The organism is Sphingobium sp. LSP13-1-1.1, from assembly GCF_040676415.1.
GTDB lineage: Bacteria > Pseudomonadota > Alphaproteobacteria > Sphingomonadales > Sphingomonadaceae > Sphingobium.
On the sequence record NZ_JBEGHU010000013.1, the window covers coordinates 15,846 to 29,443 of the forward strand.

Consider the following 13,598-nt stretch of genomic DNA (forward strand, 5'->3'; position numbering starts at 1 on the left):
AACAGATTTCAAGGAGATACCCATGCGTGTGTATGACAGGCATTTCATCGGCGGTTCGTGGATCGAAAGCGCGGGCCGCGAAACCAGGACGGTCATCAATCCGGCTACGGAGGAAGCGGTCGCATGGCTGACCCTGGGCAATGCGCAGGATGTCGATACCGCGGTGACCGCAGCGCGAGATGCCTTTGAACGCTATGGTGCAAGGCCGGTCGCCGATCGCATCCAGCTTCTGGAACGGATTGTCGGGGAATATCAAGCGCGGGCAGGCGATCTGGCCAAGGCGGTCAGCGAGGAAATGGGCGCGCCGATATCCTTTGCGCAGGCCGCGCAGGTCGCCGCTGGCCTGGGCCAGATCATGGGAACACTGGCGGCGCTTCGCGATTTCCCGTTTGAGGAACAGGTGGACGGCGCCCGCATTCTGCACGAACCGATCGGTGTCGTGGGCTTGATTACGCCATGGAACTGGCCGCTCAACCAGATTTGCGCAAAGATCGCGCCGGCGCTTGCCGCTGGCAACACGATCATCCTCAAGCCGTCCGAAGAAACCCCTGGATGCGCCGTGATCCTGGCCGAGATTCTCGAAAAGGCGGGCGTACCAGCCGGAGTCTTCAATCTGGTCCATGGCGATGGGCCGGGGGTCGGCTCCGCCATGTCCCGCCATGCCGGCGTCGACATGATCAGTTTCACAGGATCGACGCAGGCGGGCATTCTCGTCGCCCAAGCCGCGGCTCCGACCGTCAAGCGCGTCCATCAGGAACTGGGTGGGAAGGCAGCCAATCTGGTGCTTCCCGGCGCCGATCTGGCGTCCATATTGCCGCTGACCGTGCAGGGAGTGCTCGCCAATTCAGGGCAAAGCTGCATCGCGCCCACCCGGATATTGGTTCATGAAGCGGAGTTGGAAGCCGCTACGGCCATCATTGCCGCCATCATGCAGGCTGTGGACGTGGGTTCTCCGGACCAGCCGGGTCTTCACATCGGTCCGGTCGTCAACAAGGCGCAGTTCGAGAAGATCCAGCACCTGATCGATTCCGCCATTGATGAAGGCGCGACACTCGTCGTCGGCGGCCCGGGCCGGCCAGAGGGACTGGACAGGGGCTATTTCGTGCGCCCCACGCTTCTTGCCGGAGTTCATCCCGGCATGCGGATTTTCCGTGAGGAGACATTCGGTCCCGTTGCCACCATCACCAGCTATCGTGACCTGGATGAAGCTGTCCGCCTGGCCAACGATACGGTTTACGGGCTGTCGGCGGTCATTTCGGGAGATCCTGCCAAGGCTGCGGCCGTAGCGCCACGGATTCGGGCGGGGATCGTCACCATCAACATGTGGGCCAGTGGCATGACCACGCCCTTCGGTGGCTACAAACAGTCAGGCAATGGCCGGGAAGGCGGCAAATATGGCTTGGCCGATTTCATGGAAGTGAAGGCCGTCCTGGGCGCCGCCTGAAGGTCGAAACAACAGAATAATTGGGAGCGGATTCATGGATTTCACGCAGACGGATCGCGAGCTGGACTTTCAGCGACGGGTACGCGATTTCATGCAGGACGAGGTCAGGCCGTCGGCCGGTGACTATGCGCGCGAACTGGCGAGCGGAGATCGCTGGTCGGCATTGCCGGTGATCGAGCGGCTGAAAGCGAAAGCCAAGGCGGCCGGGCTCTGGAACCTTTTCATGCCGCCGGCCCATGAGGCGTTGGTTGACGACAGCTTCCTGTTTTCCGGCGAACGCCTCACGAACCTCGAATATGCGCTGTGCGCCGAGGAAATGGGACGCATCGCCTGGGCGTCGGAACTGTTCAACTGCTCCGCGCCCGACACGGGCAACATGGAAGTGCTGCACCGCTATGGAACGCGTGCACAGAAGGACCGTTGGCTGAAGCCGTTGATGGATGGAGAGATTCGCTCTGCCTTCCTGATGACCGAACCGGAGGTTGCCTCGTCTGACGCGACCAATATCCGCACCTCCATCCAGCGGGCGGGTGATCACTATGTCATTAACGGCCGCAAGTGGTGGTCGTCCGGTGCGGGCGACCCGCGATGCAAGGTCGCCATCGTCATGGGCAAGACCAATCCGGATGGCGACAGACATCGCCAGCAGGCCATGATCCTGGTCGATCTCGACACGCCCGGCGTGAAGATAGAGCGAACCCTGTCGGTTTACGGCTATGACCACGCACCCCATGGCCATGCCCAGATCGCGCTCGACAATGTTCGCGTTCCTGCTGCAAACCTGATCCTGGGGGAGGGGCGTGGGTTCGAGATCGCGCAGGGCCGCCTGGGGCCGGGGCGCATTCATCACTGCATGAGGACTATTGGCGCCGCCGAGGAGGCGTTGGAAGCCATGGCCCGTCGGCTGCTCAGTCGGACGGCATTCGGCAAGCGCATCGGTGACCATTCGGTCTGGGAGGAACGGATCGCCCGTGCCCGCACCGAAATAGAAATGACGCGCCTGCTCTGCCTGAAAGCTGCCGACATGATGGACCGCGCCGGGAACAAGGCAGCGCGCGACGAAATCGCGATGATCAAGTTACAGGCGCCGCAAATGGCCTTGCGGATTATCGATGATGCTGTCCAGGCGCATGGTGGCGCCGGGGTTTCGGACGATTTTTCCCTGGCGGCGGACTGGGCACACATCCGCACGTTGCGTCTTGCCGACGGTCCGGATGAAGTTCACGCCCGCGCCATCGCCCGGTCGGAATTTGCTCGCTATCCGGAAGTCAGGGCATGACCGATATCGATGCAGCCAGCCTGTCCCGATGGCTGGTGCAAGCCGCAGCCCGCCATGCACCCGTCCTGCGCATCGAAAAATTCGCAGGCGGCCAGTCCAATCCCACCTACCGGGTTGGCACGGCCGACGGCGATATCGTGTTGCGGCGCAAACCCTTTGGCCCGCTTTTGCCCTCCGCCCATGCGATTGAGCGCGAATATCGCCTGCTCAGCGCGCTCCAACCCACGGGCTTCCCTATCCCGCGCCCCATCGCCCTGTGCCAGGACAGCGCGGTTATCGGCGCGCCCTTCTACCTGATGGAGATGGTGAAAGGGGCCAATCATTTTGACGGCGCCCTGCCCGAAGTGCCGAGGCGGGAACGGCGGCGCGTCTATGAAACGATGATCGATACCCTGGCTGCGTTGCACAAAATCGATTATGCCGCGCTGGGCCTTGAGGATTTTGGCCGCCCCGGCAATTATTTCACCCGGCAGGTGGGTCGCTGGACCACACAATATCGCGCCGCCCAGACCGAGGAAATCGCTGAGGTCGAAAGGCTGATCGACTGGCTGCCCCGCACTGTACCCCTGCAGACCGCGACGTCCATCATCCATGGCGACTATCGAATCGACAATTTGATCTTCGCGCCGGATTATCGCCAGGTCAGGGCCGTAATCGACTGGGAACTGGCGACCATCGGCGATCCGATAGCCGACTTTGCCTATCTGGCCATGAACTGGGCATTGCCCAGGGACGGTCGTGCTGGATTGGCGGGCATCGATCTGGACCGCGAGGGCATACCCACGCTGGATGAGGCCGTTCAGCGCTACTGTACGCTGACAGGGCGTGAGAGCTTGCCTGATCTGCACTGGTACTTCGCCTATAATCTGTTCCGCCTCATCGGCATCCTTCAAGGCGTCAAGAAGAGGCTGGCCGACGGCAATGCCTCCAGCACCCAGGCCGCGACGGCGGTGGAACAAATAGGCACACTGGCCCACGCCGCGTGGGATCAGGCGCAAAGGGCCGGAGCCGGTCGTTAATCACGCGGGAAGAAAGCCGCCGGAGCTCTGGAGAGGAAATCCATGGAACTGTTCAACCTGACCGGGAAGGTCGCGATTATCACCGGATCCACGCGCGGGATCGGCCGAGCGATTGCCGAAGCCTATGCGGCGGCGGGTGCCCGCGTGGTGATCTCCAGCCGCAGGCAGGCCGCCTGTGAGGAAGTCGCCGCCGCGATCAACGCTTGCCATGGTGAAGAACGCGCGATCGCCATTGCCGCCAGCATCTCCGACAAGGCGGCACTGGAGGCGATGGTCACCGAAACGCGAAAACGGCTGGGCGGCATCGACCTGCTGGTCTGCAATGCCGCAACCAATCCCTACTACGGCCCGATGGCCGGGATCAGCGATGAGCAGTTCCGCAAGATCTTCGACAACAATGTCCTCGCCAACCACTGGCTGATTTCCATGATCGCACCTGAAATGGTCGCGCGCCGGGACGGTGCGATCATCCTGATCTCCTCTATTGGCGGGCTGGTCGGATCTGACGTGATCGGCGCCTATAACATCTCCAAGGCGGCTGATTTCCAGCTCGTGCGCAATCTGGCGGTGGAACTCGGACCCCATAATGTCCGGATCAACGCCATCGCGCCCGGTGTGATGCGCACCGATTTCGCCCGCGCGCTGTGGGAGGATCCCAAGGCTGAGGCCGCCCTGCAAAAGGCGACGCCGCTCGGCCGCATCGGTGAGCCGGAGGAGATTGCCGGCGCCGCCCTGTTCCTGGCGGCAAAGGCGGCGACGTACATGACTGGACAAACGATCGTGGTGGACGGCGGCGCTACGGCCAGGGGCGTCCTGTGACCGGGCGCTTCTCCTCCCGCAATGTCGTGGTGACCGGCGCCGGATCGGGGATCGGCCGGGCAGCGGCAATAGCCTTCGCGCGGGAGGGTGCGCATGTGCTGGCCTTTGACATCACCGATGCGGTCGAGGATGTCGCGGCAAGCCATCCGTCCATCACTGCCATGCGCGGCGACGCGGGCAGCGACGCCGATGTGGCGGCGTTGGTCGCGGCGGCGGCGGGTCGTCAGGGAGGACTCGGCATTATCGTGGCCAATGCAGGTGTCAGCGGCGGCATGGCGGGCCTGCTGGACCAGAGCGCTGAAGATTGGGCCGCGTTGCTGAGGGTCAACCTGATCGGTCCGTTCCTGGCGATCAAGCATGGTGCGCGCGCGATGCTGGCCGCTGGCGGGACGGGCGCCATCATTTGCACAGCCTCCGTGGCGGGCCTGCGCGCAGGAGCGGGTGGTCCTGCCTATTCCGCATCCAAGGCAGGTGTCATCAATCTGGTGCAGACTGCAGCGCAACAGCTCACCGGATCGAATATCCGCGTGAATGCGGTCTGCCCCGGCCTGATCGAAACCGGCATGACCCAGCCGCTTTACGACAATGCCCGCACCCGTGGCCGCGAGCATCAGATTGGCCAGCTCAATCCGCTGCGCAGAGGCGGTCAGGCGGAAGAAATCGCGCAGGCCATCGCATTCCTCGCTTCCGACGACGCCAGCTACGTCAACGGCCAGGCTCTGGTCGTCGATGGCGGGCTGTCCTCATCCCATCCCTTCCCTCGCCGCAGGCAACTGGGCGAAACCACATTTTGAAACACAGAGGCATCATGATCGAGACTCAGCTCCACGACGATATTCTGGAAATCGCGATGGCCAACGCGCCGGTAAACGCCCTCGGCACGGCTGTGCGGCGAGGGCTGGCGAACGCCATCAGCAATGCGCAGGCCGACAATGCCGTCAGGGCAATCGTGATCCGGGGTGCGGGCCGCATGTTCTCGGGCGGCGCCGACGTCACCGAATTCGACCAGCCGCTTGCCGATCCATCCCTGCCCGTCGTGATCGACGCCATAGAGGCAAGCGGCAAGCCGGTCATCGCGGCGATCCATGGCATGGCGCTGGGCGGAGGTCTGGAAGTGGCGCTCGGCTGCCATTACCGTATCGCGACGCCGTCAGCGAAACTGGGGCTTCCGGAGGTCAAGCTGGGCCTGCTGCCCGGTGCGGGCGGCACCCAGCGCCTGCCTCGCCTCACGGGTGCCGAGGCCGCGCTCCAGATGATCGTCTCGGGTGATCCGATCCATGCCCCACAGGGCGTCGACATCGGCCTTGTCGACCGTCTGGCCGATGAGGCAACGCTGATGCAGGACGCCATCGCCTATGCCCGTTCGCTGGGCAGCGTGCGGCGGACGAGCGAACTGCCGGTCAGGGCCGACGCATCGTTGTTCGAACATTTTGTGGCCGACCAGGCCCCCAGGATTCAGGGGCTGGATGCCCCCCAGGCCTGTGTCAGTGCGGTGAAGGCAGCAGCGAACATGTCTTTCCGCGAAGGCCTGGCCAAGGAAAGCGCGCTGTTCGCGGCGCTGATGGAAGGCAATCAGTCGAAGGCGCTGCGGCATGTCTTCTTTGCCGAGCGCGCGGCAGCCCGGATCGATGGGCTGCCCACCGACGTCGCCCTGCGCCCCATCCGCAAGGTCGGCGTGATCGGCGCGGGGACGATGGGCGGCGGCATATCCATGAACTTCCTGTCCTCTGGCATCCCCGTGACGATTGTCGAAATGACGCAGGACGCGCTGGATCGCGGCGTGGGCATCATACGCCGCAATTATGAAGCAACCGCCGCCAAGGGACGGCTGACCGGCGAACAGGTTGAAAGTGCCATGGGCCTGCTGACCCCCAGCCTCGATTTCGCGGCTCTGGGCGACTGCGATCTGGTGATCGAAGCGGTCTATGAGAATATGGACGTGAAGAAGGAAATCTTCGCGCGGCTGGATGCCGTCGCGAAGCCGGGCGCAATGCTCGCGTCAAACACCTCCTATCTCAGCATTGATGATATCGCCTCCGCGACGAGGCGGCCCCAGGACGTGCTGGGCCTGCACTTCTTCTCACCCGCAAATGTCATGAAGCTGGTCGAAGTGGTGCGTGGCGCCCGAACGGCGCCCGATGCATTGGCGACCGGCATGGACCTTGCCCGGCGGATCGGCAAGGTGCCGGTGGTCTCACGCGTCTGTTACGGCTTCATTGGTAACCGCATGCTCATTCCGCGCCAGGACAATGCGACGCAGCTGCTGCTGGAAGGCGCGACGCCCGAACAGATCGACCGCGTGCATACCGCCTTCGGCATGCCCATGGGGCCTTTCCAGATGGCTGATCTTGCCGGAGTGGACATTGGCTGGCATCGCGATCCCGATCGCATCGAAACGATCCAGGATGCGCTTTGCGCAGAGGGCCGTTGGGGCCAGAAGACCGGCGCGGGCTATTATGACTATGGCGAAGGCCGCAAGCCGAAGCCGTCGTCCGTCGTTACCCGGATCGTCGATGCCTTCCGCGCAAAGGCAGGCGTCACGCCCCGCACCATTTCCGATGAGGAGATCGAGGTTCGTACCCTCTATTCGATGATCAACGAAGGCGCGAAGATTCTGGAGGAAGGAATCGCCCAGCGGGCCTCTGACATCGATGTGGTCTGGATCTACGGCTATGGCTGGCCGCGTCACAAGGGAGGCCCGATGTTCTGGGCCGGGCAGACCGGACTTGCCGCGATCGTCGCGGGCCTGGAACGGTATGGCGACCGACTCGGTCCGAATTTCGCCATTTCGCCGCTGCTGAAGGCCCGCGCTGCGACCGGTGGCACGTTGTAAGGCCCCAAAGGAGGGACCTTCAGCCGTAAACTATAACAGGAGAGGATCATGCCCCTTCGTTTTCCCGCCGCCGCGCCGGAAGCCTATCATTTCCCGCTCACGATCGGCCATCTGCTCGACAGCGTCATGCTGTCGGCGGCCGATCAGGAAATCATCTATCGCGACAAGCATCGCTACACCTATCGCGGCTTTCATGAGCGCATCGGGCGGCTGGCGTCGTTGCTCTCCGGGCTGGGCGCCGAGGAAGGCTCGACCGTCGCGATGCTCGACTGGGACAGCCATCGCTATCTGGAGGCCTATTTCGCCGTTCCGATGATGGGTGCTGTGCTGATGACCGCCAATGTCCGCCTCCCGTCGGAACAGCTATGCTACACTCTCAATCATAGCGGCGCCGAAATCCTGATCGTGCACCGCGACTTCTTCCCGCTGGTGGAGACCGTCCTGCCCCAACTTCCGGCGGTGAAGGCGGTGGTCGCGATCATGGATGGGGCGGAAGGCCCGCTGCCGACCTGGGCAACCGGGGAATATGAGGCGCTGTCCGCCGCCGCGAGCGCGGATTTCCCATTCCGCGATTTCGATGAAAATGCACTGGCGACGACATTCTACACGACCGGCACGACCGGCAATCCAAAGGGCGTCTGCTTTACCCACCGCCAGCTCGTGCTCCACGCCTTGGTAGCCAGGGCTCCCTTCGGCGTCAGCGCGCTCAGCCCCAGTTTCGGCGCGGAATCGGTCTATATGCCCTTGACCCCCATGTTCCATGTCCATGCATGGGGCATGCCCTATGTGGCGACGATGCTGGGACTGAAACAGGTCTATCCCGGCCCCTACGAGCCAGAAATGATCTGTCGGCTCCGGGCCGAACATGGCGTCACATACTCCCATTGCGTCCCGACGATCCTGAAGATGATATTGGATGCGGCAGACCGGACGGGGGCCGATCTCGAAGGTTGGACCATGACGATCGGCGGCGCGGCCCTAACGCAGGCGCTGTGCGCCGAAGGTCGGCGGCGCGGCATGAACCTGGTGGCGGGCTACGGCATGTCGGAAACCGCGCCCATCATTGCGATCGCACGGCGGCGGCGGGACGACGACGGCCAGGAAGCCGCCATTGTCGAGGCGTTTTGCACCAGCGGTATTGCCGTCCCTCTCGTCTCCGCCCGGATCGTGGACGAGGACATGAACGTCCTGCCCGCCGACGGCACCACGCGCGGAGAGCTGGTGCTGCGCGCGCCATGGCTGACGCCCTGCTATGCAGGCGATGAGCGGGCGTCAGCGACGCTCTGGCGCGGTGGCTGGATGCATACGCAGGACATCGCGACCCTGGACGAACGGGGCAATATAATGATCCGCGACAGGCTGAAGGACGTCATCAAGACCGGCGGGGAATGGATCGATTCCATCATGCTGGAGGAACTGATCTGCACCGTCGAAGGCATCGCCGAGGCCGCCGTCATAGCCCTGCCCGACCTGCAATGGGGCGAACGTCCGATGGCCGTGGTCGTGCCGCAGCCCGGATTCACGCCAACGCTGCACGCGATCAATGCTCCCATTCTAGCCGCGATACAGCGCGGCGAAGTCACCCGCTACGCGAAGATCGGGCATTTCGCGACCCTCGACGCCCTGCCGAAGACCAGCGTGGGCAAGATCGACAAGAAACTGCTCCGCACGCAATTCCCACAAGGACCTGCCCAATGAACCTGGACTTCACCGCGGAGGAGGAATCCTTCCGCGCCACCGTTCGCGAATTCCTGCGCGACAATCTGCCAACGGTTCTCTCCGAAAAGGTAAGAACCGGCAAACGGCTGACCAAGCAGGACATGGAGCAGTGGCATGCGATACTGAACCGCCGCGGCTGGCTGGCGAACCATTGGCCTGTCGAACATGGCGGCACGGGCTGGACCTTTGCCCAGTCCTATATTTTCGACCTGGAATGCGCGCTCGCACACGCGCCGCGCATCATTCCCTTCGGCCTGTCGATGCTGGGGCCCGTCCTCATCAAATTCGGGTCAGAAGAACAAAAGGCCTATTGGCTGCCCCGCATTCTGGACGGCACGGACTGGTGGTGCCAGGGCTATTCGGAACCGGGCGCGGGATCGGATCTCGCCAGCCTGAAGACCAGCGCGGTGCGCGGCAGGGATGCCGGGGGCGACCATTATATCGTCAACGGTCAGAAAACCTGGACCACCCTTGGCCAACATGCCGACAAGATCTTCTGCCTCGTCCGCACGTCGAGCGAGGGCAAGAAGCAGGAGGGCATTTCATTCCTGCTGATCGACATGGCGACACCGGGCGTGGAAGTACGTCCCATCACCCTGCTCGACGGCGAGCAGGAAGTGAACGAAGTCTTCTTCTCCGATGTTCGGGTGCCGATCGAAAATCTGGTGGGCGAGGAGAATAAGGGCTGGACCTATGCCAAATACCTCCTGACCTACGAGCGCACCAACATAGCGGGCGTTGGCGCTTCGATGGCGGCCTTCGATCATTTGCGGCACATCGTCGCAGCGCAGATCAAAAATGGCCGGCCCCTTGCCGAAAACCCCTTCTTCGCTGCCCGGATGGCGAAGCTCGAAATCGATCTTGAGAATATGAAGACCACCAATTTGCGCGTTCTGGCCGCAGCCGGGCACGGGGTGGCGCCGGTTGCGGAAAGTTCGATGCTCAAGATTCGCGGAACCGAAATCCGGCAGGAGATCACAAGCCTCACCCGGCGCGCGCTGGGAAGCTATGCGCATCCTTTCGTATCGGAAGCGCTGGACGAGGACTTTAACGGCACTCCCGTCGGCCCTTCCTACGCAGCGCCTGTCGCGGCCGATTATTTCAACAATCGAAAACTGTCGATCTTTGGCGGCTCGAACGAAGTCCAGCGCGAGATCATTACCAAAGCCATATTGGAGCTTTGACATGGATTTTCATCATGATGAGGACCGGCGGATGCTGGCCGACATGCTCGGCCGCTACCTGCAGCAGAAATATCCCGTTGGCCAGCGCCACGCGATCAGCGCGTCGGAGCGCGGACGGTCCGCCGAACATTGGGCGGCGATGGCCGAACTCGGCATCATCGGCGCGCTCTTTTCCCAGGAAACAGGTGGTTTCGGCGGCAAGGGCTTCGACATCGCCGTGATTTTCGAACAGCTTGGCAGGGGACTGGTCGTAGAACCTTTTCTCGGCACGCTGATGGCCGGCCGCGCGCTTGCCCGATCTGGCACACAGGCGGACCTGCTGGCCGAAGTGATTGCGGGAACAAAGCTTCTCGCCTTTGCCCAGGGCGAGGCACATAGCGGTGATGACCTGACCCGGATCGCAACGCAGGCGCATCAGGCAGGCGATGGATGGCTGCTCAACGGCGGCAAGGCGGTCGTCCCGCAGGTCGAGGAGGCCGACCACATCCTTGTTGGTGCGCGCTTTTCCGGCGCAGCGGGCAACGAAGCGGGCGTGGGCCTGTTTCTCGTCGATAAGGGCGCGCCGGGTCTCAGGGTCCATGGCTATCCGCTGATCGATGGAGGCCGTGGTGGGGATCTGATGCTAACGGACACGCCGGCCAAGCGGGTTTCGGAAAATGGCCATGCCCTGATCGAAGATGCCATTGCCGCCGGCATCGTTGCCCTCAGCTGGGAAGCGGTGGGGGCCATGGACATGCTCAAGGCCGCGACCCTCGACTATCTTCGGACGCGCAGGCAATTCGGCATGCCGATCGGCAAATTTCAGGCGCTCCAGCATCGCATGGCAACCGTCGCCCTGGAAATAGAACAGGCGCGATCCGCTGCCATTAATGCCGCAGCCGCGCTCGAAGGGCCACGTACAACACGGGAACGCGCCGCTTCTGCCGCCAAATACACGATCGGCCGGGTTGGCGCGCTGGCCGCCGAAGAAGCGATCCAGATGCACGGCGGCATCGGGATGACCTGGGAACTGCCGCTGTCCCATTATGCGAAGCGGCTTGTCATGATCGATCACCAATTGGGCGATGAAGATCATCATCTGGAACGATTCATCGCACTGGGCAGCGCCGCATGAAGAGTCCGGACGACTTTCTGCCTTCGCGAGAGATGCTCGGATTCCAGTTGTTCGACTGGCTGGATGCGGGTGCCCTGACGGATCGGGACGTGCTGTCCGCGATCATGGATGCCGCCCGGCAACTCGCCGTTGATGTCTTCATGCCGCATTACCGGCAGGCCGATATCGAGGAACCCCGGCTGGAAGATGGCAGGGTACGCCTGTGCCCTGCGATCCATGTCGCCCTGCGCGCCTATGCCGAGCTCGGCCTGTCGGGCGTGAGCTTCCCCGAAAAATTGGGCGGCCTGGGTTTGCCCTACACCGCCTCGCTCGCCCTGCACAGCATCTTCGCAGCCGCCAATATCTCGACGATCGGCTACGCGATGCTGACAGCAGCCAATGCCCGCCTGATTTCCACGTTCGGCACATCGCTTCAGGTCGAGCGGTTCGCATATCCTCAGATCAAGGGCCGCTGGTTCGGAACCATGTGTCTGTCCGAACCGCAGGCCGGTTCCAGCCTGGGCGACATCAGGACCCGCGCCGTTTGCGAGGGAGAGGATGAACTCGGCTTCCGCTATCGGCTGACCGGCAATAAAATGTGGATTTCAGGCGGCGACCAGGATGTGAGCGAGAATATCGTGCATCTCGTGCTGGCCAAGGTGGCGCGTCCCGACGGCAGTCTGCCGGAGGGATCGAAGGGCATTTCGCTTTTCATTGTGCCTCGGATACTCCCGGACGATACGGTCAACGACGTCAGCGTCGCCGGTCTCAACCACAAGATGGGCAATCGCGGCACTTCGAATTGCCTGCTCAATTTCGGCGAAGCCGATGGTGCCATAGGCTGGCGTGTCGGCGCGGAGGGAGAAGGGCTGGCCCAGATGTTCATGATGATGAACGAGGCCCGAATCTCGGTTGGCATGGGGGCTGCAGCATTGGCCTATCGCGGCTATCGCCACGCCCTGCGCTATGCGCGGGAACGCGTGCAAGGTCGCGTGGCCGGAATGCAGGGCGGCGCTGCCATCCCCATCATCGACCATCCCGATGTACGGCGCATGCTGCTGCAACAAAAAATTTATGCCGAGGGAGCGTTCGCCCTGTGCCTTTATTGCGCGCGGCTGATCGATACCGACGGGGAAGAGGCGGAAAGCCTGCTATCTCTGCTCACGCCGGTGGCCAAAAGCTGGCCGTCCGAATTCGGCCTGATCGCCAATGATCTCGCGATCCAGGTTCATGGCGGCTATGGTTATACGCGCGATTTCGAGGTGGAACAGCTTTGGCGCGACAACCGGCTCAATCCGATCCACGAAGGCACGACCGGCATTCAGGCCATCGACCTGCTCCGCCGCAAGATATTGACGTCCGATGGCCGATCGCTCGCCCTCCTGCGGCATCGGATCGCCGCAACCGCCGATCAGGCGCACAAGGCAGCGGAATGGTCTTCGCTGGGCTCTGCCTTGCTGGCTTATTGGGACAAGGTTGAGGAGGTTGTCGATGGCCTGCGGCTGCGCGTCATGCCCGAAGCGCTGGATGACGCGACCCTGTTCCTGCGTGCCTTCGGGCATGGCATCCTGGGCTGGCTCTGGCTCGATATGGCGCTCAAGGGCGTATCGCTCGCCAACGACACGCTTCGGGCGGGGCTCAGTTACGCCTGCCGCTTCTTCTTTGACACTGAACTGCCGCAGGCCCTCGCCTGGTTGTCAGTTGTCGAAAGACATGGCGATCTTGCCCGCGCCATGCCGGAGGACGCGTTCGCGTGACTACGCTGCCAGAGGCTTTGCGGGCCGAGATCGGCATCGTGCGTCATTCGGATTGGATCGTGGTGGATCAGGCGATGATCGACCGCTTCGCCGACGCCACCTGCGATCATCAGTTCATCCATGTCGATCCCGTCCGCGCGGCCACCACGCCCTTCGGCGGCACCATTGCGCACGGCTTCCTCACCTTGTCGCTGTTGCCCCACCTCCAGAACTCGATATCGCGCCCGGCCGCGCCCGCCGCCAGCATCGAGGTGAACTATGGGTTGGACCAGGTGCGCTTCATCCATCCCGTACGTTCGGGCAGCCGTATCAGAGCCGCCTCGACACTTGTTTCAGTCGTGGAAAAGACGCCCGGATCTTTTCAGCAGACGCTGAAGATGACCGTCGAGATCGAAGGGGCGGACAAGCCTGCTCTGGTCGCGCTTTGGCACATCCGCTTCATGATCTGACG

At 62.8% G+C, this 13,598-nt stretch carries 11 protein-coding genes; all 11 read left to right on the forward strand.

What is annotated here, in order from left to right:
• Positions 1–22: 22 nt before the first annotated feature.
• The 11 genes from MRBLSP13_RS10500 to MRBLSP13_RS10550 are packed head-to-tail and all read left to right on the forward strand — an operon-like array spanning position 23 to position 13,596.
• The gene (locus MRBLSP13_RS10500; protein WP_363735787.1) at positions 23–1,444 is read left to right on the forward strand and encodes an aldehyde dehydrogenase family protein; all 1,422 of its coding nucleotides are present in this window, start codon (positions 23–25) and stop codon (positions 1,442–1,444) included.
• Between the two features lie 34 nt (positions 1,445–1,478).
• A complete protein-coding gene (locus MRBLSP13_RS10505) occupies positions 1,479–2,723 on the forward strand; it encodes an acyl-CoA dehydrogenase family protein (protein ID WP_363735786.1) in 1,245 nt (414 codons plus the stop codon).
• On the forward strand, positions 2,720–3,742 hold the full coding sequence (locus tag MRBLSP13_RS10510) for a phosphotransferase family protein (RefSeq protein ID WP_363735785.1): 1,023 nt from the start codon (positions 2,720–2,722) through the stop codon (positions 3,740–3,742). Before MRBLSP13_RS10505 ends, MRBLSP13_RS10510 begins: the two co-directional genes overlap by 4 nt.
• A gap of 42 nt (positions 3,743–3,784) precedes the next feature.
• Positions 3,785–4,561 (forward strand): SDR family oxidoreductase, encoded by a 777-nt coding sequence (locus MRBLSP13_RS10515; RefSeq protein ID WP_363735784.1) that lies wholly within the window; start codon positions 3,785–3,787, stop codon positions 4,559–4,561.
• Positions 4,558–5,355 (forward strand): SDR family NAD(P)-dependent oxidoreductase, encoded by a 798-nt coding sequence (locus tag MRBLSP13_RS10520; protein WP_363754383.1) that lies wholly within the window; start codon positions 4,558–4,560, stop codon positions 5,353–5,355. The genes MRBLSP13_RS10515 and MRBLSP13_RS10520 overlap by 4 nt, the downstream gene beginning before the upstream one ends.
• Positions 5,356–5,369: 14 nt before the next feature.
• Positions 5,370–7,394 (forward strand): 3-hydroxyacyl-CoA dehydrogenase NAD-binding domain-containing protein, encoded by a 2,025-nt coding sequence (locus tag MRBLSP13_RS10525; RefSeq protein WP_363754386.1) that lies wholly within the window; start codon positions 5,370–5,372, stop codon positions 7,392–7,394.
• A gap of 48 nt (positions 7,395–7,442) precedes the next feature.
• The gene (locus MRBLSP13_RS10530; protein ID WP_363754389.1) at positions 7,443–9,092 is read left to right on the forward strand and encodes a long-chain-fatty-acid--CoA ligase; all 1,650 of its coding nucleotides are present in this window, start codon (positions 7,443–7,445) and stop codon (positions 9,090–9,092) included.
• Positions 9,089–10,297, forward strand: a complete 1,209-nt coding sequence (locus MRBLSP13_RS10535) for an acyl-CoA dehydrogenase family protein (RefSeq protein WP_363754392.1) — start codon at positions 9,089–9,091, stop codon at positions 10,295–10,297. Before MRBLSP13_RS10530 ends, MRBLSP13_RS10535 begins: the two co-directional genes overlap by 4 nt.
• Position 10,298: 1 nt before the next feature.
• Positions 10,299–11,411 (forward strand): acyl-CoA dehydrogenase family protein, encoded by a 1,113-nt coding sequence (locus tag MRBLSP13_RS10540; protein WP_363754395.1) that lies wholly within the window; start codon positions 10,299–10,301, stop codon positions 11,409–11,411.
• On the forward strand, positions 11,408–13,147 hold the full coding sequence (locus MRBLSP13_RS10545; RefSeq protein WP_363754398.1) for an acyl-CoA dehydrogenase: 1,740 nt from the start codon (positions 11,408–11,410) through the stop codon (positions 13,145–13,147). Before MRBLSP13_RS10540 ends, MRBLSP13_RS10545 begins: the two co-directional genes overlap by 4 nt.
• Positions 13,144–13,596, forward strand: a complete 453-nt coding sequence (locus MRBLSP13_RS10550; RefSeq protein ID WP_363754400.1) for a MaoC family dehydratase — start codon at positions 13,144–13,146, stop codon at positions 13,594–13,596. The genes MRBLSP13_RS10545 and MRBLSP13_RS10550 overlap by 4 nt, the downstream gene beginning before the upstream one ends.
• Positions 13,597–13,598 lie beyond the last annotated feature (2 nt).

Excerpts from the sequence above, each read along its gene's own strand:
- MRBLSP13_RS10500 (WP_363735787.1), top strand. The coding sequence starts at position 23 with ATGCGTGTGTATGACAGGCATTTCATCGGCGGTTCGTGGATCGAAAGC.
- MRBLSP13_RS10505 (WP_363735786.1), top strand. The coding sequence starts at position 1,479 with ATGGATTTCACGCAGACGGATCGCGAGCTGGACTTTCAGCGACGGGTA.
- MRBLSP13_RS10510 (WP_363735785.1), top strand. The coding sequence starts at position 2,720 with ATGACCGATATCGATGCAGCCAGCCTGTCCCGATGGCTGGTGCAAGCC.
- MRBLSP13_RS10515 (WP_363735784.1), top strand. The coding sequence starts at position 3,785 with ATGGAACTGTTCAACCTGACCGGGAAGGTCGCGATTATCACCGGATCC.
- MRBLSP13_RS10525 (WP_363754386.1), top strand. The coding sequence starts at position 5,370 with ATGATCGAGACTCAGCTCCACGACGATATTCTGGAAATCGCGATGGCC.
- MRBLSP13_RS10530 (WP_363754389.1), top strand. The coding sequence starts at position 7,443 with ATGCCCCTTCGTTTTCCCGCCGCCGCGCCGGAAGCCTATCATTTCCCG.
- MRBLSP13_RS10535 (WP_363754392.1), top strand. The coding sequence starts at position 9,089 with ATGAACCTGGACTTCACCGCGGAGGAGGAATCCTTCCGCGCCACCGTT.
- MRBLSP13_RS10540 (WP_363754395.1), top strand. The coding sequence starts at position 10,299 with ATGGATTTTCATCATGATGAGGACCGGCGGATGCTGGCCGACATGCTC.
- MRBLSP13_RS10545 (WP_363754398.1), top strand. The coding sequence starts at position 11,408 with ATGAAGAGTCCGGACGACTTTCTGCCTTCGCGAGAGATGCTCGGATTC.